This window comes from Solibacillus sp. FSL W7-1464 (assembly GCF_038004425.1).
Lineage (GTDB): Bacteria > Bacillota > Bacilli > Bacillales_A > Planococcaceae > Solibacillus.
On record NZ_JBBORC010000001.1, the window covers coordinates 1356969 to 1378373 of the forward strand.

Annotated in this window: 19 protein-coding genes; 17 read left to right on the forward strand and 2 right to left on the reverse strand. The window is 41.0% G+C overall.

The window, feature by feature from the left end:
- Positions 1 to 291: 291 nt before the first annotated feature.
- The 14 genes from panB to MKZ25_RS06585 all read left to right on the forward strand — a co-directional run bounded on the left by panB (position 292) and on the right by MKZ25_RS06585 (position 14818).
- A complete protein-coding gene (gene panB / locus MKZ25_RS06520; RefSeq protein WP_340800774.1) occupies positions 292 to 1128 on the forward strand; it encodes a 3-methyl-2-oxobutanoate hydroxymethyltransferase in 837 nt (278 codons plus the stop codon).
- Positions 1128 to 1991 carry a pantoate--beta-alanine ligase gene (panC, locus tag MKZ25_RS06525; protein ID WP_340800775.1) on the forward strand — a complete coding sequence of 288 codons (864 nt, stop codon included), beginning with the start codon at positions 1128 to 1130 and terminating at the stop codon, positions 1989 to 1991. The genes panB and panC overlap by 1 nt, the downstream gene beginning before the upstream one ends.
- Positions 1984 to 2367 (forward strand): aspartate 1-decarboxylase, encoded by a 384-nt coding sequence (gene panD / locus MKZ25_RS06530; protein ID WP_340800776.1) that lies wholly within the window; start codon positions 1984 to 1986, stop codon positions 2365 to 2367. Before panC ends, panD begins: the two co-directional genes overlap by 8 nt.
- A 195-nt stretch (positions 2368 to 2562) precedes the next feature.
- Positions 2563 to 3153, forward strand: coding sequence for a 3D domain-containing protein (locus MKZ25_RS06535; RefSeq protein WP_340800777.1), 591 nt, complete (start codon positions 2563 to 2565; stop codon positions 3151 to 3153).
- A gap of 139 nt (positions 3154 to 3292) precedes the next feature.
- A complete protein-coding gene (gene lpdA, locus MKZ25_RS06540) occupies positions 3293 to 4630 on the forward strand; it encodes a dihydrolipoyl dehydrogenase (RefSeq protein WP_340800778.1) in 1338 nt (445 codons plus the stop codon).
- A gap of 113 nt (positions 4631 to 4743) precedes the next feature.
- The gene (locus MKZ25_RS06545; protein ID WP_340800779.1) at positions 4744 to 5082 is read left to right on the forward strand and encodes a transketolase; all 339 of its coding nucleotides are present in this window, start codon (positions 4744 to 4746) and stop codon (positions 5080 to 5082) included.
- A gap of 166 nt (positions 5083 to 5248) precedes the next feature.
- Positions 5249 to 6397 carry a cation:proton antiporter gene (locus MKZ25_RS06550; RefSeq protein WP_340800780.1) on the forward strand — a complete coding sequence of 383 codons (1149 nt, stop codon included), beginning with the start codon at positions 5249 to 5251 and terminating at the stop codon, positions 6395 to 6397.
- 559 nt (positions 6398 to 6956) lie between these two features.
- Positions 6957 to 9740 carry an ATP-dependent DNA helicase DinG gene (dinG, locus tag MKZ25_RS06555; protein WP_340800781.1) on the forward strand — a complete coding sequence of 928 codons (2784 nt, stop codon included), beginning with the start codon at positions 6957 to 6959 and terminating at the stop codon, positions 9738 to 9740.
- 76 nt (positions 9741 to 9816) lie between these two features.
- Complete coding sequence (locus MKZ25_RS06560; RefSeq protein WP_340800782.1) at positions 9817 to 10299, forward strand: cell wall elongation regulator TseB-like domain-containing protein; 483 nt, start codon at positions 9817 to 9819, stop codon at positions 10297 to 10299.
- Between the two features lie 13 nt (positions 10300 to 10312).
- A complete protein-coding gene (locus tag MKZ25_RS06565; protein WP_340800783.1) occupies positions 10313 to 11506 on the forward strand; it encodes a pyridoxal phosphate-dependent aminotransferase in 1194 nt (397 codons plus the stop codon).
- Between the two features lie 33 nt (positions 11507 to 11539).
- Entirely contained in the window at positions 11540 to 12835 is a 1296-nt protein-coding gene (gene asnS, locus MKZ25_RS06570) for an asparagine--tRNA ligase (RefSeq protein ID WP_340800784.1), read from the forward strand.
- 226 nt (positions 12836 to 13061) lie between these two features.
- Entirely contained in the window at positions 13062 to 13793 is a 732-nt protein-coding gene (locus tag MKZ25_RS06575) for a DnaD domain-containing protein (RefSeq protein ID WP_340800785.1), read from the forward strand.
- 18 nt (positions 13794 to 13811) lie between these two features.
- A complete protein-coding gene (gene nth, locus MKZ25_RS06580; protein WP_340800786.1) occupies positions 13812 to 14471 on the forward strand; it encodes an endonuclease III in 660 nt (219 codons plus the stop codon).
- Positions 14471 to 14818, forward strand: coding sequence for a YpoC family protein (locus tag MKZ25_RS06585; RefSeq protein WP_340800787.1), 348 nt, complete (start codon positions 14471 to 14473; stop codon positions 14816 to 14818). Before nth ends, MKZ25_RS06585 begins: the two co-directional genes overlap by 1 nt.
- 90 nt (positions 14819 to 14908) lie before the next feature.
- On the opposite strand, the gene MKZ25_RS06590 is transcribed toward MKZ25_RS06585, so the two are convergent.
- Positions 14909 to 17587: a PBP1A family penicillin-binding protein gene (locus MKZ25_RS06590; protein ID WP_340800788.1), complete on the reverse strand. Its 2679-nt coding sequence runs from the start codon at positions 17585 to 17587 to the stop codon at positions 14909 to 14911.
- On the reverse strand, positions 17574 to 18257 hold the full coding sequence (gene recU, locus MKZ25_RS06595; RefSeq protein ID WP_340800789.1) for a Holliday junction resolvase RecU: 684 nt from the start codon (positions 18255 to 18257) through the stop codon (positions 17574 to 17576). The genes MKZ25_RS06590 and recU overlap by 14 nt, the downstream gene beginning before the upstream one ends.
- 181 nt (positions 18258 to 18438) lie before the next feature.
- Between recU and MKZ25_RS06600 the strand changes: the two genes are divergently transcribed.
- From MKZ25_RS06600 to MKZ25_RS06610, 3 genes are all read left to right on the forward strand, one after another.
- Positions 18439 to 18669 carry a molecular chaperone gene (locus MKZ25_RS06600; protein ID WP_340800790.1) on the forward strand — a complete coding sequence of 77 codons (231 nt, stop codon included), beginning with the start codon at positions 18439 to 18441 and terminating at the stop codon, positions 18667 to 18669.
- Between the two features lie 98 nt (positions 18670 to 18767).
- The gene (locus MKZ25_RS06605) at positions 18768 to 19133 is read left to right on the forward strand and encodes a YppE family protein (protein ID WP_340800791.1); all 366 of its coding nucleotides are present in this window, start codon (positions 18768 to 18770) and stop codon (positions 19131 to 19133) included.
- The gene (locus MKZ25_RS06610) at positions 19126 to 21402 is read left to right on the forward strand and encodes a DEAD/DEAH box helicase (RefSeq protein ID WP_340800792.1); all 2277 of its coding nucleotides are present in this window, start codon (positions 19126 to 19128) and stop codon (positions 21400 to 21402) included. The genes MKZ25_RS06605 and MKZ25_RS06610 overlap by 8 nt, the downstream gene beginning before the upstream one ends.
- The last annotated feature ends 3 nt before the right edge of the window (positions 21403 to 21405 follow it).

Here is a 21405-nt window from a genome sequence, read left to right on the forward strand (position 1 = left end):
AGTAATTATTTATTCTGTACGTTTTCTTCCAAACTTGTTATAGTAGCTCTAGGACAGTATCTTCATAGAACTGTACCTGCAACTGCTAGCCAACACTAAAAAAAATCTGCTTTGATCTACACAGGACAGAGACGGAAGAAAACGCGCATAAATAAATTCATTTTATACTATTGTCCGATTATATTTCCATTTAAAGTATGAAATGTATTGAATTTACGTATGGTACTACCCTTCTGTCTAATTTTAGATAGAAGGGTATTTTTGTTTTCTTTCCACTTAAGGAGGAAGAACATGAAAACAACAGCACAGTTTTTAAAAATGAAAGAGCAAGGCGAGAAAATTGTCATGATTACAGCTTATGATTATCCGGCAGCGAAATTTTCCGAAGCGGCGGGTGTTGATATGATTCTTGTCGGGGATTCCCTCGGGATGGTCGTATTGGGTTATGAGTCAACAATGCGTGTAACGGTAGAAGATATGATCCACCATAGTAAAGCGGTTCGCCGCGGTGCACCGGATACGTTTATCGTCGTCGATATGCCATTTGGCTCTTATCACGGAGATGTTAACGAAACATTGAAAACCGCTGTAAAAATGATGCAGGAAACAAATGCAAATGCCGTAAAAGTTGAAGGTGCAGATGATATTATACCTGTAATTAAGAAGCTGACCGATGCAGGTATCCCGGTTGTGGCCCATTTAGGATTGCTGCCACAATCGGCAGGAGTACTTGGCGGCTATAAAGTGCAAGGGAAAACTGCAGAGCAGGCGGAAAAATTAATAAAGGATGCTTTCCTTGTTGAACAGGCTGGTGCATGTGCGGTCGTACTGGAATGTATTCCGCATCAGTTGACGGAGGTTGTTTCGCATAATTTAACCATACCGACGATTGGCATCGGTGCAGGTGTAAAAGCAGATGGTCAAGTACTTGTATTTCATGATCTATTGCAATACGGTAAACATCACATCCCGAAATTTGTTGAAGCATTTGCTCAAGTGGGCGATGAGGTGGAGCAGGGGATTACGAAATATACAAATGCAGTAAAATCAGGTGCTTTCCCGACATTACAACAAAGTTTCACAATGAAAGAAACAGAGCTGATCGAGCTTTACGGAGGCGTAAAATAATGAACGTATTAACAACAATAGCCGAGTTGCGTGAAGTTGTCCAAATGGCGAAGTACAATCGGCAATCAATCGGTCTAGTCCCGACAATGGGCTATTTACATGAAGGACATTTAACATTGGCGTCAAATGCACGCAGCGAAAATGATCTTATCATCATGAGTATATTTGTTAATCCAACCCAATTTGGACCAAATGAAGATTACGAATCGTACCCGAGGGATTTGCCACGCGATACAGAACTTGCAAAATCTGTTGGGGTTGATTATATTTTTGCACCATCTGTAGAGGAAATGTATCCGCATAATGGAGGGATTTCCATTCGTGCAGGACGGCAGGCGCATATTTTATGCGGAGCGAGCCGACCTGGCCATTTTGACGGGGTTTTGCAAGTCGTAGCGAAGCTCTTTAATTTAGTGCAGCCGGACCGTGCTTATTTCGGACAAAAGGATGCCCAGCAAGTGGCGATCATTCAAACAATGGTACGCGACTACAATTTCCCGGTGACGATCCGTGTCGTGCCGGTTGTACGCGAAGAGGATGGATTAGCCAAATCAAGCCGCAACGTATATTTGTCTGCTGTAGAACGTTCTCAGGCACCTGCAATTCAGCAGGGGCTCCAACTGGCGAAAAGAGAACTGATGGAATCAGGAAGTGTGGAATCGGCCATTTCACTGGCAAAAAAAGTAATACATCACAACACAGATGGACATGTGGATTATTTGATGATCCTATCCTACCCGGATTTACAGGAAGTCGATGATCAGACGGAGCAAATTGTTGTTGCAGCTGCCGTTTATATTGGTAAAACACGTTTAATCGATAACTTAATCTTTTCGTTAAAAGGGGAAATAATCCATGTTTAGAATGATGATGAACAGTAAAATCCACCGTGCCCAAGTGACACAGGCAGATTTGAATTATGTAGGCTCCATTACAATTGATAAAAATATTTTGGATGCGGTCGGGATGCTGCCAAATGAGAAGGTCCATATTGTCAATAACAACAACGGTGCGCGCTTTGAGACGTATATTATTGCCGGCGAACGCGGTTCAGGGGTTATTTGCGTAAATGGAGCAGCGGCACGTCTTGTTCAAAAAGGTGATATAGTCATCATAATTTCCTACGTGTATGTGGATAATAATGAAGTCGCCGAACATCATCCGACTGTTGCCATTATGGGGGAAAGCAATACAATTAAAGAAATAATCGCATACGAACCGGAAGCTACGATAATGTAAAAGAAAATATATGAAGCTGTCATGAGGATTATTCCTAAATGACAGCTTTTTTTATATTACATTTTTGGTTGATAAAGGATATTTTTGTAATTTTTATATCATCTTCCTGTAATCTTTATGAAATATAAAATGTGTAGACTTGGGCTTAGCTATAGTTGACAAAATAGACAAAAGATACAGGGGGAAATAATTAATATGTTTCATAAAAAACTATTATTTAGCTTTGCCTTCTTTATGGTCACTACCTTATTCTTCGTGAGCGCTGCAATCGCAGCAACGCATACAGTGAAGAAAGGTGAAGAATTGGATGAAATTGCAGATCGTTATAATATCTCGTTAAATACGTTACTTGAATTAAATGGTGTAGAAGACAAAAAGGAAGTTTATGAAGGGTTTGTACTGATATTACCGGATCAAATTAAAGATAAAAAAGTAGTGGAAGAAAAAAAAGCGGTAGAAGAAAATAAAAAGGAAACAATCGATGATTACGAAGTTGTTAAAACATTGACTGTTGAAGCAAGTGCATTTACAGCAAATTGCAAAGGGTGTTCCGGTAAAACGGCTACAGGGATTAATTTAAAGAAAAATCCGGATATTAAACTAATTGCCGTTGACCCGAAGGTGATTCCATTAGGCACGAAAGTATGGGTGGAAGGATACGGGATAGCGGTTGCCGGAGATACGGGCGGGTCGATCAAAGGAAAACGAATCGATGTATTTATGAAATCGAAAAAAACGGCTCTAAATTGGGGACGTAAAAAAGTAGAAATTAAAGTATTGAAATAACGGCTAAATAAGCGGCGAATGCAATTGGCATTTCGCTGCTTTTTCCTTTGTCCCAATATTGGGAATTGAAAGAAAACCGGCGTCTGATTTGTTGCATTCCCGGAAGTGTAATGCTAATGTGAAAAATGAGGTGGTATGTATGGAAAAATTTGATTTAGCCGTTATTGGAGCAGGACCTGGAGGATATGTAGCCGCAATACATGCAGCAAAAAGCGGGTTGAAAGTAGCGCTTGTTGAAAAAGACAAAGTTGGTGGTGCCTGCTATAATGTCGGCTGTATTCCATCAAAAATTATGCTAGAGCATAGTAAATTAGTTCAGGAAATCCGGCGCGGAACCGATTGGGGCGTGACGGTACCAACCATTAATATTGATTTTCCGAAGTTAATGAAGCGAAAAGATCAAGTTGTTGATGAACTATTAATGAATATTGAAACGTTTATCGAAAATGCCCAAATCACGATGTTCAGAGGAAAAGCGACAGTAACTGCGGAACGGAAAGTAATCATCGGCAAAGAGGCATTCACAGCAGATCAGGTCATTTTAGCAACAGGCAGCCGACCGTTCGTTCCACCATTTAAAGGACTTGAAAACGCACAATATCATACAACCGATACGTTTTTTTCGATTGAGGAGCTGCCGAAACAATTAACGATTATCGGAGGCGGGGTTATTGCAATTGAAATGGCATTTGCTTTAGCGCCAATGGGAACAAAAGTAACCGTATTAAACCATAGTAAAGACATTCTGCAAACAGAAGAACCGGATGCAAGACCGATTATTAAAGAAAAAATGGTACAACTGGGAATCGAACTTGTGACAGACTTTACGTTCGAAGAAATCCATGCTGATCATGTCCAAACCTCAATCGGGAATTTCCCGTTTGAAAATTTACTGTTTGCGACAGGGCGCCGTCCGAACACCGAAATTGCGGAAGTGCTGGAGATGCAGATGGATGGCCGTTTAATAAAAGTAAACAACCACTATGAAACAAGTATTCCCGGCATTTTTGCAATTGGCGATTTAGTCGGCGGATTCCAGCTAGCCCACTCTGCAAGTGCAGAAGGTGTACATGCAGTCGACTATATTTTAGGTAAGCATCCGAAAGTGATTAATCAGCAGGAAATTCCGCGATGTGTTTATACACATCCTGAAATAGCGACATTCGGCATGCTGGAACACGAAGCACCTGCGGACAGTATTGTAACGAAAATGTATTTACCTACGAACCCAAAAGCATTGCTTGAAGGAAATACACAGGGCTTTATGAAGTTCGTGGCGAGTCCTGAAGGCGATATTTACGGGGCTTGTGTCGTTGGTGACGGCGCGACGGAAATGATTAACTCCATGCTGGCGGCTAAAGTATTAGGAGGATCAGTAAAAGATTTGGCAAGACTTATTTTCCCGCATCCAACGGTCAGCGAGCATGTTGGCGATGCGGCACGTTCTGTCTTCGGGAAAGCGATTCATGCAAAATAACTTGTGGCTACGGTGCAGAGGAGATGCTCCGTAGCTATTTTCAATCCAATTTCTTTTTTATTGTGCTGAATTCTACTATACTTGTTGTATACAATTCCAACATGAGGTGACATATGGAAAATCAGTCAATGGAGCTTGTAGAAAAAGAAGTGGAAAATACATTATATCAATGTATTGATTTTAATATAGAAGAAAACTACATTGCGATGGGACAACAGTTTGCTAAAGTACTTGCATTACTGCAGGAACATGGGCTTATCAGTCCGGCATTGAAAGTAATTACTGATCCTGAACAATGTCTGACGGAAACACGTATCTTGCTTGAAAGTCTTCAAGAGGCGCAAAGAAGGCATGCCTCACGCAGAAAACTGCTGACACACCGTCATATATTAAATGTATGGCTTAGAAAAAATCAGTATTTTCAGCGTGAAGTTTTGCCGGGGTTTTTCTAATCTTTCTATCTGACGATAAATAAAAAATATTCAGATAACGATAAAATGTTATTGCTTTTTCTATTTTAATTGTTTAAAATTAAGCTAATCTTATATGAAGCAAGGCATGGTGGAGTCAGTCAAATCTGGCACCCCCATGCCTTTTTGTATGAAAAAGGGGGATATTATGTTTATTTTTCAAATTGTAATTGTGCTGTTGGCAACAAAAATAGCAGGCCATTTATCAGTCCGTTTAGGCCAGCCTTCAGTACTCGGTAAAATTCTGATCGGTATCATTATTGGCCCTGCAATGCTTGGCTGGATTACTGACAATGAAATTATGCAAACATTCAGTCAAATAGGGGTTATTTTATTAATGTTTTTAGCCGGTTTGGAAACCGATCTGGAAGACTTGAATGCAAATATGAAAGGGGCCATTTTTGTTGCGATTGGAGGAGTCATTTTACCGATTGCAATGAGTTATCCGCTGGCATTGGCATTTGGTTTAACACAGGGTCAGGCGATTTTCATCGGGCTAACATTAGCCGCAACGTCAGTTAGTATTTCTGTACAGACTTTAAGCGAAATCGGCTGGCTGAAAAGTAAGGAAGGCTCTACATTGTTAGGAGCAGCCGTACTCGATGACATTATCGTCGTTGTGTTAATCGCAATTGCAATGAGTTTCCTTGTAGGGGATGATGTATCGATTCCTGTATTAATCGGTGGTAAAGTATTCTTCTTCGTTTTACTGGCTGTTGTAATGATATGGGTGATTCCTACATTCTTAAAGCTGTTTAGCCGCCTGAAAGTAACGGAGGCCCTATTAAGCGGAGCACTTGTTGCATGTTTTGCTTTAGCTTACATAGGTGAACATTATTTTGGTATCGCAACAATTATCGGAGCGTTCTTTATTGGTATTGCAATCGGACGCACGCCGTTCAAAGATACAGTCGAACATAAAGTAGAACCGATTGCAAACGGGTTATTTGTACCGTTTTTCTTCGTAAGTATCGGATTGTCGGTTACGTTTGCGGGGATTACAGAAAATATTTGGTTCTTAGTCATCTTCTCAATCGTTGCAATTTTATCAAAGCTTATCGGTTCTGGAATTGGAGCGAAATTGGCAGGCTTCAGCTGGAAATCTTCAACAGGGATCGGTGCAGGGATGATTTCTCGTGGGGAAGTTGCACTGATTCTTGCTGGTATGGGCTTATCTAGCGGATTACTGCCGGCAGAAGACTATACACCAATGGTAATCGTCATTATTATTACAACATTGGTTACTCCACCAATGTTAAAAGGTATTTTCGGAAATCGTTCAAATTTAATTGACTAATTTAGTTGAATAATTTCCTATATTGCGGTATTCTAATTTTTAGGTGCCAAAACCTCGGTGAAGATTTAGTCTTCACAACAAAAGCCTCCACCAACAGCACGGATTTGCTGGGAAGCTTTTGAATTGTGCAGGGAGATGAGCCCCTGCACACCTATACATAGTATATTAACCTAGTGTTGCCCTTGAGGCGGCACTAGGTTTTTTTCGTAATAAGAGTAAAGGTGCGCTGCGAATGAATTATATTGGAACATTTAGGAGTATAGTAGAAAACTTGCGTTGGGTATTCGAAGAACCGGAAAGGTATTAGAACAAATTGAGCTTTTATTAGAACAGTTAGCGGTTATATTGAAAAATCTATTTAATTAGAACAAATCAGATTTTATTGGATCAATTTAAAATATATTAGAATTTTTAACAACGTTCATATCGGCTCCAGCTCTCTATTTACGAAGGCAACATTCCACCGTCAGATTTCCGCTGATCTATTCAATTACATGACCTCCTTACCTCCAGTATGATAAAATGCCGTTATATTACTTGAACTGTGAGTTGAAGAAAAATGAAGGAAAGTCAAAAATATGCGATTGTCGATATTGAAACAACAGGCCATTCCCCTGTAAGCGGCGACCGCATGATTCAAATCGCCATTGTCATTATGCAAGAATGGGAAATTGTAAAAAAATATTCTACATTTATCAATCCGGGAAAACCGATTCCATTATTTATACAGGATTTAACTAATATTACAGACGAAGATGTAAAAGATGCGCTGCCATTTGAAGCGTATGCGGATTATATTTATGAGCTGCTGGAAGGGGCGGTATTTGTAGCCCATAATACCGATTTTGACTTGAACTTTTTACAGGAAGAATTTAAACGCGCCGGTCTATCGAAGTGGCATGGGAAGAAAATCGACACGGTTGAACTGACAAAAATTTTGTTCCCGATGTCGTTAAGCTACAAATTAGCAGATTTAGCGAATGAATTTCATATCGAGCTGCAAAGTGCACACCGTGCGGATGATGATGCACTCGCGACAGCCTATCTGCTTAAACATTGCTGGGAAGAGCTGTTAACATTGCCGCTCGTTACTTTGGAACAATTGCATAAACGTTCTTTCCGTTTGAGAACGGACCTGTCCCAGCTGTTTTTTGATGCGCTTGTTATAAAACGTACTAAAACAACACTAACGGATGAAGGGCATGTCTTTTACCGTAGAATTGCTATTCGTAAAATGGCACCAACGCCAAAAAGTGATGGGGAAGAACTTGTTTATCCGCAAACAACAGATGAAAAAATGGCCTTATTATTAAAAGGGATTCCCAATTTTGAAGAGCGCCCGCAGCAGTTTCAAATGATGGACAGCATATGGCATGCCCTTAATACAAATGCGGAGCATGTTATTGAAGCATCTACGGGAATCGGAAAAACGATGGGCTATTTAGTACCATCAATTTATTATGCTAAGAAAACGAATCAGAAAATCGGAATCAGTACGTATACTTCGCATTTGCTTGATCAGCTTATGCAAAATGATATTCCGATATTGGAAATTGCGCTTGGTAAACCGATTAAAATGGCCTTATTAAAAGGGATGAACCACTATATCGACGTCGAAAAATTCGAAAAAGAGCTAAAAACTCAAGACGATTCCTATGATCAGACATTTACCGTACTGCAAACACTTATCTGGCTTGCGAAAACAGAGACAGGTGATTTGAGTGAGCTGAATGTGTCAGGCGGTGGCCAGCTGCTCATTGATAAAATACGAAAGACCGCATTGCCGAAAACGACAATGCCGCTCTATGATTTTTATTCACGTGCAATTCAAAACAGTCGCCAGGCCGACATAATCGTGACAAACCATGCGATGCTGCTCAGTGATCTTGTACGCAATGAACAGATTTTTAATTCATTAGGCGGCTGGGTAATCGATGAAGCCCATCAGTTTATTCAGGCTGCAATCAATCAGCATGAAAAAATATTTACTTATATGAATTGGAAATATTTATTTGGACAAATTGGTATACAGGAAGATGAACAGCTGTTTTATAAAATTCGTCGGGTTGCCATTAAAAAACAGCTGCTGAACTATCCAACACTGGATCAGCTGGAAAAGCGCTACATTCAAATGGTCAATGCATTTGATACAGCAATGGCGGCATTGCTTCGTGGAGTGAAGGATGCGCATCATCAGTCTAAACAACAGAAAATTGAAGTCTTTGTTTCTGAATTGCCGCTGGGACGTGAAGTTTTAATGAAAGTTTCATTCACTGTACAACAATGGGTGGATGAGGCGACGGAGCTTATCCGGAAATTCACTTCAAGTGTTGAAGAGCTTGCGCCGGAGCATGAATACTTAATTGAGCAATGGCAGTATATCGTCAATGAGTTCACGATTAAACTCTCAGAGTGGGATGATGTGTTTTTAAGTCAGGATTCGGAGTATTCATGCTGGCTGGAGTTGGACCAACGCAGTGTTCCAGGAAGTATCCAGCTCTATAAAAAACCAATTGAAGTAACCTCGACGATTAGGAAACTAATGGATCCGATCCGAGAAAAAAGCGGCATTGTCTGGACATCCGGCACGTTGACAGTGCCAAGTAATGAGCGTTTTATTACGAACCAGCTTGGCATCAATCCATCAATTCCGATCGAAAAGCTGCATGCGGACCCAAGCTATTATGACGGGGCGGAAGTGTATATTGTTAATGACATGCCCGATATTCAGGCTGTTTCCCAATCCGAATATATTGAAGAAGTCGCACATGCAGTCACAAATACGGTGCGAATGACAAATGGAAGATGCTTTGTTTTATTCACATCTCAGGACATGCTACGTAAAACGGTCAATCTTATACAGGAAAGTGAATTGTTGAGCGACTATATGATATTTGCACAAGGTGTCACATCCGGAAGCCGTATGCGGTTGTTAAAGTCATTTCAGAAATTTAATCATTCCGTATTATTCGGAACGAACAGTTTTTGGGAAGGGGTCGATGTGCCCGGGGATGGCTTGTCTGCAGTAATCGTTGTCCGACTGCCGTTTTCATCGCCGGAAGAGCCGGCTTTTAAAGCGCGGGCCAATTATATAACGCAGCAAGGGCGAAATTCCTTTACGGAGCTTGCGCTGCCGGATGCTATTATTCGGTTCAAACAAGGTTTCGGCCGATTAATACGTTCCAGCCATGATAAAGGGGTATTTATCGTGTTGGATCGGCGGATTGAAACGAAATCATACGGACAGCAGTTTATCGAGTCATTACCGCCAATTTCCATACAAAAACTGCCTCTACACAGTATGGTGCAAAGCTTAGGAAATTGGTATAATGAAAAACGATGAGGAAGGAAAGCAGGTTGACAAAAATGAAACAATATTTTAAACAACAAACAAATACACCGGAATGCAAGGTGCAGTTATGAAAAACTGGATTATCTTTTCGGTTGTCTTTATTTTATCTTTGTCGCTTGTTATTTCAGTGTTCGTATTTTGGAAGGCCAATGCACCGTTTAGTGAAATAGAACAAAAGGCGGAAAGTTTTGCGCTGGATACGAAAGCACTTGCTGTTGTTGATGAGTCCTATGTTTATAATGGGAATAAGCCATATGTCACTGTTTTCGGTGTGGATGAGTATGGGAAGGAAAAGGCAGTCTTCGTCCCGATGAGTTTAGATGAGAATTCAATGCAAGAAGTATTTTTAGCAGATGGCATCACAGAAGATCAGGCATTGTCTGTTTTTCAGGAGGATACTGCTGTGAAAGAGATTCTTCATATGAAGTTAGGATTCGAGGAGCCGGGTCCTGTATGGGAAATCACCTATAAGAGTGAATCCGGCAGCTTGAATTATGTCTATCTTCTATTTGAAGACGGGCAATGGTGGAAACGCATATTGAATTTGTAGAGGAGAGAGCAACATGAAACAATTGTTGGCAAATCGTGTAAAGACTTTAACACCATCTTCAACTTTAGCAATCACAGCTAAAGCGAAAGAGTTAAAGGAGCAAGGTATTGATGTAATTGGTTTAGGTGCAGGGGAGCCGGACTTTAATACCCCGGAAAATATTTTAAATGCAGCAAAACAATCGATGGATGCTGGTCTTACAAAATATACACCGGCTGGTGGTTTACCTGCTCTAAAGAAGGCAATTATTGACAAATTGGCTCGTGACAATAATCTTACATACAAAGCTAATGAGATAATCGTTGGTGTCGGAGCAAAACACGTTCTGTATACATTGTTCCAAGTTATTTTAAATGAGGGCGATGAAGTAATTATCCCGATTCCTTACTGGGTTTCATATCCTGAACAAGTGAAGCTTGCTGGCGGTGTTCCTGTATATGTAGAAGGTACACAGCAACAAAACTTTAAAATTACAGCCCAGCAACTCCGTAATGCTGTAACAGAAAAAACAAAAGCAGTGATTATTAACTCGCCGTCCAATCCTTCTGGTATGATTTACACGAAAGAAGAATTGGCAGAGCTTGCACAAGTGGCGGAAGAAAAGGATATTTTAATCGTTTCAGATGAAATTTATGAAAAGCTTGTTTACAATGGAGTAGAGCATTATTCAATTGCGGAAGTTTCAGACGCAGTGAAAGCACGTACAATTGTAGTGAACGGTGTTGCAAAATCTCACTCTATGACAGGATGGCGCATTGGCTATGCAGCTGGTGACGCGACAATCATCAAAGCAATGACGGATTTAGCTTCTCACTCAACTTCAAATGCAACAACAACAGCACAATATGCAACGATTGAAGCATATAATGGATCGCAACATGCAGTAGAAGAGATGAGACAAGCATTTGAATCGCGTTTAGAAGCGATCTTCCCGAAACTGGCAGCAATTCCAGGTGTAAAAGTATTAAAGCCACAAGGTGCTTTCTACTTATTGCCGGATGTTTCGGAAACAGCCGCAAAAACAGGTTACACTTCAGTGGATGATTTTGTATCGGCACTATTAACGGAAGCAAATGTTGCGGTCATTCCAGGTTCAGGATTTGGTGCACCTGCGACAATACGCTTATCGTATGCGACATCTTTAGAATTATTAGAAGAAGCAGTGCGCCGAATCGATGCCTTTGTTAAAGCAAAATGGCAAGATTAAGCGGTCTCTGCAACTTAAGCTTTGGAGGACTATATGAAGAAAATTATGATTAAAGATATGCCAAATCATATTGGCGAAACAGTAAAAATTGGTACATGGTTGGCTAACAAACGTTCTAGCGGTAAATTGGCTTTCCTTCAGTTGCGTGATGGCTCAGGCTTCGCACAGGGCGTAGTTGTAAAAGCAGAGGTAGGAGAAGAACTATTCGCAGTAGCTAAAGGTATGACACAGGAAACATCGATGTATGTTATTGGTGAAGTAAAGGCGGACGAGCGTTCTTCTTTCGGTGCTGAATTAAATGTTACAGGTATCGAAGTAATCAGTCCTGCTAAAGACTACCCAATTACACCAAAAGAGCACGGTACAGAATTTTTGATGGATAACCGTCACTTATGGTTACGTTCTCGTAAACAACATGCAATCATGAAAGTACGTAATGAAATTATTCGTGCAACATATGAATTTTTCAATGAGAATGGTTTTACAAAAATGGATCCGCCGATCTTAACGGGCTCTTCACCTGAAGGTACGTCAGAGCTGTTCCATACAAAATATTTCGATGAAGACGCATTCCTTTCTCAATCAGGTCAGCTTTACATGGAAGCTGCTGCAATGGCATTAGGAAAAGTATTCTCATTCGGTCCTACATTCCGGGCAGAAAAGTCAAAAACACGCCGTCACTTAATCGAATTCTGGATGATCGAGCCTGAAATGGCATTTGTTGAGCATGATGAAAGCTTGGAAGTACAGGAACAATACGTATCACATATCGTACAATCTGTTCTGAAAAACTGTAAGCTTGATTTAGAGCGTCTGGGCCGTGATACATCAAAACTTGAAAATGTGAAAGCGCCATTCCCGCGTATTTCTTATGATGAAGCGATCGAGTTTTTACATGAGCAAGGCTTTGATGATATCCAGTGGGGCGATGATTTCGGTGCACCACACGAAACAGCAATTGCCAACCATTATGACAAACCGGTATTTATCACATGCTACCCGATCGGTATTAAACCGTTCTACATGCAGCCACACCCGGAGCGCGATGATGTTGTATTATGTGCGGACTTGATTGCTCCTGAAGGTTATGGTGAGATTATCGGTGGTTCTGAACGTATTTATGATTATGAATTAATGAAATCACGTTTAGAAGAACATAACTTATCAATGGATGCATATGCATGGTATTTAGATTTATGTAAACAAGGTGCTGTACCTCACTCAGGCTTCGGCTTAGGATTAGAGCGTACAGTTGCATGGATTTCCGGAACAGAACATATCCGTGAGTCCATCCCGTTCCCACGTTTATTAAACCGTTTATATCCATAATTTATGGCCATTCATCAATTGTTGATTGGAATGAAGGGGAGGCGACTCCTAGGGGACAAGCACGTTGCCTGAGACTACAGGCTCAGGACGTGCCCCTGGAAAGCGTCCGACCCGTAATGGAAATCAACATTATACTATGATGAAGAACTTAATTTATACAACGAGAAAACGTCCGGAATTTTGCCGGGCGTTTTGTCGTTACTAACGCACAAAGGGGGATTCAACTATGTCTAAGAATTTTAATCGAATCCGCGTTTGGACGGAGCAATTACAAATTACTATTCCACAATTATTTTTCAGACATTATAACGAACTGAACATACAAGATGATGAAGCATTAATCATTCTACATTTACTAACGTTCGAACAGGAAGGAATCGACTTTCCGACACCAAATGATTTAATGCAGCGGACAAATTTCCAATTGACTGCTATTTCTCAAATAATACAACGCTTAATGCAAAAAGGCTTTGTCGAAATTTCTCAAAGTACTGATGAATCCGGACGCCTTGCCGAGAAGTATTCAATTTATCCTTTGTGGGAACGACTGCTGGATCTTCTGCAGTCTAAAGCGCAACAACAGGTTTCAACTGCCAATAAGCTGGACGAGGCGAAAATTTTCCAGCTATTTGAACAAGAGCTGGGGCGCCTGCTTTCCCCAATGGAAATCGAAACGATCGGCATGTGGATGGACTTGGATCAGCACAGTCCGGAAATCATAAAAGCTGCATTAAAGGAAGCGGTACTGGCCGATAAAGTGAACTTACGCTACATTGACCGTATTTTGATCGAATGGAAGAAGCGTAACATAAAAACACTTGCCCAAATTGAAAAACATAGCGAGCAATACCGGAAAAATACGATGTCTGCATCACCGGTACAACCAGTACATCAGCAAGAACCGGTTCAAAAAACGGAGAAAGTTACTTTCTATAACTGGTTAGAGGAGCGAGAATAGGAGGACACTCAACTAAATATGTTAACAAAAGCAAAATGGAATCATTTTTTAGATGAGATGGATCGCATGTATCCCGATGCACATTGTGAATTAGTGCATGACAATCCGTTTGAGCTGACAATTGCCACATTATTGTCTGCACAATGTACGGATGTTCTCGTCAATAAAGTGACGAAACAATTATTTCAAAAATATAAGACTCCACAGGATTATTTAAATGTTTCGCTTGAGGAACTGCAAAATGATATCCGTTCGATTGGACTATACCGGAATAAAGCGAAAAATATTCAATTACTATGTGCACGTCTATTAAATGAATATGGCGGGGAAATTCCAGCTTCCCGTGAAGAACTTGTTACTTTGCCTGGGGTAGGCCGTAAAACAGCGAATGTCGTATTGTCCGTTGCGTTTGATATTCCTGCGATGGCTGTCGATACGCATGTAGAGCGTGTCTCGAAACGATTGGGACTTTGCCGGTGGAAAGACAGTGTGCTGGAAGTAGAAGAAACCATCATGAAAAAAACGCCGATAGAACGATGGAGCCGTGCACACCATCAAATTATTTTCTTTGGACGTTACCATTGTAAAGCGCAAAATCCGGGGTGCGGGTCCTGTCCGTTATTGGATGACTGTCGTGAAGGGCAAAAGCGTTTGAAAAAAGGTTTGGTGAAAATTTAATGATTTCAGTTCAACAAGAAGCAATTTCAAAAGATGTGGTGGACGCATGGTACAGTGAATGGGAGAAGATGCGTGAAGCGATTCATGCAGCCCATGAACGACGTGATGGATCAGCACAGCAATTCATGGTAGAAGGAATTGAACATTTTGAACAGTTTATTGTCAGCGGTTCTATGGCCGATACACCGTTCTCTGTACAAAGTGAGTATGAGCTCATGCCGATCAACGGGATGGAACGTCTGCAGTTTATAAAGGTGCGACCTGGGCAATATGCATGCTATCGTCAATTGGACGAACTTTATAAAGAAACGAAAAAGCGTTGTGCAAGACTGAGAGTTAAAAAGTAAAGTAACGAACAGTCATTGTTTTTAACATCTAATATAACTAGAAAAAAACATCAATTTTTCCCGTATTGAGAAAAATTGATGTTTTTTATTTTAATCTTCTTCTGAGTCTTCAGGTCTTGTTTCGCCGCCTGTAGTCGGTGGGCTAGGCTGGGTCGGTGATGGGGGTTCAGGAGTAGATTCATCCGGCTCGACGGTATTGCCATTTCCATTTCCATTGTCATTGCCATTATTACCATTCCCGTTTCCGTTTCCATTATTGTTATTGTTCCCGTTGTTTCCATTATTGTTACCATTACCCGGCTGTTCTGGTTGTTCCGTCTCAGTAGGGTCTTCAATAGAGTCATTCGGATCTTCGGGTTCTGTTATTTGTTCACCCTCAACAAACAATCCAACACTTGCCGGATCACTTCGTAAATCACCTGAAATCGCTGTAACTGTAAATGTATATTCTTTACCGCGCTCGATGTTAGGCACCTGAATTGCGGTTGCGCTTGTCGTTGAAATGACCGTTGCCGGACCGCCATCTATTTTCATCGAGACTTCAAATGTAACGGGGTCAGTATCTTCATCTGAACCGTCAAGTGATGAGTGTGACCATGAAACATCTGCCAGTTGAGCTGCATCATTGTATGACGCTTGTAAACCAGTAGGTGAATCCAGATTCTGAGGGACAAATTCCTCTGTATACTCAGTTGGCTCTGTTCCTTTAACAAACAGCTCTGTTGCACGTTGTGATGCCGGTGTATATTCATTCGCCAGTTTTAAAGGATTTGATCCAATTACAATCGATGCCGATACGACACTGCTTGGCTGTTTAAATGATGAAGACGGGTTATGCTCATTTAAATCCGTCATAATCGATTTGAACAATTGCTGTGGCAACCAGCGTTCTTCCCATGTTGTAATAGGATCTTTACGCTGTGGATAACCACCCCAAATGGCGATTGAATAGTTCGTTGTATAGCCGGTAAACCATGTATCCGGTACTGATCCGCTCTTTAAATTATATTTTTTGAAATCGTCCGAGCTGTAGTTTGTTGTACCTGTTTTACCTGCGATATCCACGCCTGAAACCATTGCACGTGGAGCAGAAGCGTTTCGTTTGTTACTGACAACATCACGTAAAATATCCGTTACCATATAAGCTGTATAATCACTCATCGCTTTTTTGGATTCCTGTTTATATGATTTTGACGTTTTTCCGTCACGGAATACGATTTTAGTAATGGCATGCGGACTGTTATATGTCCCGTTATTGCCGAATGCCGCATACGAAGCAGCCATTTGGACAGGAGAAATATTGACGCGTCCTCCACCCAACGCTTCGGCTTCCGTTAATCCTTCTGTTGTTTCAATGCCTAAGTTTCCTAAAAATTCCTCGGCACGTTTCGGACCAACTTCACGGAAAGTTTTCACCGCCGGAATATTTCGTGATGTATAAAGTGCTTCACGCACAGTCATCGCACCTAAATAGCGGCCGTCCCAGTTCCCGATGACCTGATCAGAACCGGAATACGTCATTTTTTCATCGACCGTAGTTTGACCAGTCGACCATTTTAAATATTCAAATGCTGGTCCGTAATCAATTAACGGTTTTAAAGTCGAACCAGGCTGACGTGTTGTCATATCATAGGCAAAGTTATAGTTGAATTCACCTGTATAGTTACGTCCTCCGCCAATCGCACGAATTTCACCTGTTGGTGTATCGATGACTGCAACACCGGCCTGAATCTCTTCAGTAGGGAAGGTGCTGTCATTGTTCATCAAATCTTCTACAATTGTCTGTGCTTTCGGATCAAGCGTAGTATAGACTTTGATACCTTCGGAAGTCAGTTCGCTATCCTTGTTCTTTTCAAGTTCTGCCAAAACAACATCCAAAAAGGCAGGATATTTCGTTGTACTGTTTGCTACACGTTCCTCTTCAGGAATAAGCCCACTTGTGATTTCTTCCTTTTTTGCCTTTTCAGCTTCTGCTTCGGAAATTTTTCCATGCTGAACCATTAAGCCTAAAACGATGTTACGCCGTTTTTCTGCACGGTCCGGTTTTTTATATGGATTGTAGTTGTTCGGACTTTGTGGCATCCCTGCTAATTGTGCAGTTTCAGCCAATGTTAATTCACTTAATTCTTTTCCGTAAAATTCTTTCGCGGCTGTACCAAAACCGTGAATTCTACCTGACATCAGGATTTTATTAAAGTACATTTCAAAAATTTCTTCTTTACTGTATTGACGTTCCAGCTGTACTGCGAGCCAAGCTTCCTGCGCTTTACGCTCCAGCTTTTTCTCATTCGTGAAGAATGAATTTTTTACGACTTGCTGAGTGATTGTACTGGCACCTTGTGCACCAAACCCGTCTCGGAAATTGGCAAGTACGGCACCACCTAGTCGCCATAAGTCAACACCGAAATGATCGAAAAATCGTGCATCTTCTGTTGCGATAATCGCATCAATCATTTTCTGCGGAATATCTTCATACTTTACGTAATTTCGTTTTTCTGCACCAATTGTTGCAAAAAGTTCGCCATTTATATCATAAAACTCTGATGAGATCGGATCCTTTAATGCTTCCTCGTCCAGTTCGGGTGCTTTGCTTACATAGTAGCCAAATAATGCGGCACCGCTTAGGAACCCGATAACCCCAATTAAAACGATTGCCAAAACAATACGCTTAATCCATTTCCCTGCAGAAGTTTTCGGTTTTCTGGATTTTTTATTTTTTTGTTGACGTTCGCGCTTAATTTGTTCGCGTGTTTTTCTATTTTCCGTCACGTTGTTTCTCCTCACTTTCACAAACATTGTTGTTTGCAATTAACTTTTTTACCGCTTGCAAATAATCGAGCCTTGGTACATAGCCTTCGGAAATTTCGATGGCCTCCTGCTCAAAAACGGCGATGGGTATGGATTTTCTTCCACCTTCATCCATTGCCGAAAACCATTTTGCCACAACATGATATGAAATGACAAAATTACGGTTCAGTGTGCTGAATCGCACAATGAAAAATGCAATTCCTTTTTGGCTTATAACGGAATGCATATGATCCATTTGATGAAGGTGAATGTTTTTTAATGGAAAGGAAGTTTTACTATCCGTTTCTTTTGCTTCAAAGTCAATGTAATATCCATTCCATACGCCATTATAATCCGTCGTTGAAGGGGTGCGGAAATATGCTTCTTTAATAACCGCTGCACTTCTGGCCGGATAATCTACTTTGACGATTTGTATAGGAACAGGTTTCTTGTGTATATTTGCCATATTCCTATGTAAATAAAACATATTTGTTTCATTTAGGTCATCTTCTAAGCTTTTTCCACGGTTACTGTAATTGACGGCTCTTTTATTTTTTTCTTTAGCAGCCGGTTGAGATTTAGCGGATTCCTTTTTATTCTCCATCTTTGGCGCATTTTCATAGAGTTTACCGTTCGGATAACGAATCACCATGGAATCACCTTCTTTCCTGGAAGAAATAATACTTTAATAGTGTATCACAAACAATGTACCCGTTAATAATTTTGTAAAAGCTATGCAAAATATAACTTCTTTTAGCGAATAGACACTATTTTTGCCACATGACAAGGATTCGCTGAAAAAAGAAAGAATCATTGTGAAAAGGGGGCATTATATGTCGAAATTATCACGCTTAATCGAACAAGTTGAAATGGCACAAACATTATTAACTTTGCAAATGGAACGCGAGCAATTAAGAATGAAAGTGGAGCATTTAACCAATCTACTCTCAGTTTATCAAAAAGTTAGCTTAGCTGAAACAAAGAGTCAAGTAAAGAATGCCTGTTCGCATATGAGTAGTACAAACGATGAGAATTTGATACACTTAAGAACAAATATACTTTAGCCTGAATGGGTAAAGACTAATAAAAAAGTAGCTGTTGTAGCAAACTCAGATAACTTATGCTACAAGGTTCAAACAGATGAAATTATTCGAGGTGCTTTATGCAATTAGTAAATGAAACAAACCAGTTAATAGAAGAATGTGATGCGTGTTTACACCGTTTTCAGGAAATGCGACGTCTGGACAGGGAGCCGGATTTCTTTAATGAGGTCAAGCCACATGTCGATGAAGTCCATACACGTATTCACGAATGGCAGCAGCATGCGACAAATTGGATAGAAAGCCAGCACCCAAAAAATTTATATGTACAGCAAATTGACCACGCAGCTGATGCGATGGAGCAATTTGTTGTACAGTCTTTCTTTAAAGGAACGAGCAAAAAACGGTTTATTCAATCGATCCAATCTGCCCAATACACATTGAAGCTGCTTGCAACAAAGATTGAGGAAGGTGAAGGCGGTGCTTAGTAAGAAAAGAACGATTTCGCAGCTTGTCGACGAGTGGCAATACGATGAAGAAATGAAACAGAATATTGTCGCTATGCATACGATTGATGAAAAGCAGGCCCAGTACGCAGATTTCCCTTCTAAATTACATCCATCGATTATTAAAGCATTGCATGGCCGAGGCATCGGGCAGCTTTATATCCATCAGCGCCAGGCATTCGACTATGCACAACAGCAAAAGCATTTTACTGCGATTACACCGACTGCTTCGGGAAAATCGTATTGCTACCATCTGCCGGTTTTACAGCAAATTCTAGAAGATCGCTCAAGTCGCGCTATTTATTTATTTCCTACAAAAGCGCTTGCCCAAGACCAGAAATCAGATCTTAATGAACTGATTGAACTGATGGATGAGGATATTTTGAGTTACACATACGATGGAGATACTGCACCAGGCATTCGCCAAAAAATCCGGAAAGCCGGCCATATCGTTATGACAAATCCCGATATGCTGCATTCAGGCATTTTACCGCATCATACGAAATGGGTGTCCCTTTTTGAAAACTTGAAGTATATCGTCATTGATGAGTTACATACGTATAAAGGCGTGTTCGGTTCACATGTCGCACATGTTATAAGAAGACTTCAGCGTATTTGCGAATTTTATGGAAGCAATCCGATTTTTATTTGTACGAGTGCCACAATCAAAAACCCTAAAGAACTGGCAGAAAGCCTGACAAACAGTAAACATGAACTGATTGAGCAATCAGGTGCGCCGATTGGAAAGAAAACATTTATTTTTTACAACCCGCCGATCGTCCACCCTACTTTTGGAGTTAGACGGAGTGCCGTGCTCGAAGTACGCGATATTTCGAAGCGTTTGTTTGAAGCGGGCATTCAAACGATTATTTTTGCGAAATCAAGAGTTCGTGTGGAAATGCTTGTGACGTATTTAAAGTCGTTAACATCGAAAAAGATTATGGACGAATCGATTCAGGGCTATCGTGGCGGCTATTTGCCGAGTGAAAGGCGAGAAATCGAAAAAGGCTTGCGGACAGGGTCGATACAGATGGTCGTCAGTACGAATGCACTTGAATTGGGTGTTGATATCGGTCAATTGCAGGCATGTATTATGACCGGCTACCCGGGAAATATTGCGAGTGCCTGGCAGCAGGCAGGCAGGGCAGGGAGACGTCAGGATGAGGCGCTCATTGTGTATGTAGCGCAATCGACGGCATTAGATCAATATGTTGTCCAAAATCCTAGCTATCTATTAGGAAGTTCACCAGAAGAAGCGCGTATCAATCCGGAAAACCTGTTAATTTTAATGGAGCATTTAAAATGTGCGGCGTTTGAACTGCCATTTACGATGGAAGATACGTATGGGGAATATGAAGTTCAGGAACTATTAGCCTATTTAGAGGAAGAAGGTGTGCTTGTCCGGACAAGCACGAAATGGCATTGGATGAGCGACAGATTCCCGGCACATGAAATTTCACTGCGCTCAGCCGCACAGGAAAACGTCGTCATTATCGATATTTCAACACCTGCCAATACGAAAGTAATCGGAGAAATGGATACTTACAGTGCAATGACTCTTCTGCATGAAGAAGCCATCTATTTGCACCAGGGGATTCAGTTCCAGGTCGAAAAGCTCGATTGGGAAGAGAAAAAGGCATTCGTGCGGGAAGTGGATGTCGACTACTTTACAGATGCGAATTTGGCTGTCGAGCTGAAAGTGTTAAGTGAAGATAAATCGGCACCGTTCAAAAATTCGACAGTAAGTTACGGAGATGTAAGTATTTTAGCTATTCCGACCATCTTTAAGAAAATCCGTTTTAATACACATGATAATATCGGATCTGGTCCGATTTCGATTCCCCCAATGGAAATGCATACCAATGCAACATGGATGAGCTTCGAGTTGCCGAATAATTGGACGGAAGAACAACTGACCGATGCGCTGACAGGGGCTGCCTATGCAATGGGAAGCTTTATCCCGTTATTCATCCACTGTGACCGGTCGGATGTGTCGGTTGTCCCGCAAGTAAAAGCAATTCATAATGAAAAACCGACCTTGTTTATTTATGACAGTTATCCTGGTGGGATCGGTTTGAGTGAACGTGTGTATGATGTTTTACTGTCGCTGCTTGAAAGAACAGCACAGCATGTAGAGAACTGTCCATGTCAGCAGGGGTGTCCTTCATGCATTGGTGCTCAGGATAGTTTAGGAGAAAACAAAAAACAGGTTATGAAAGTGCTGAATATTTTAATTAACGAAATGATGTGAGAA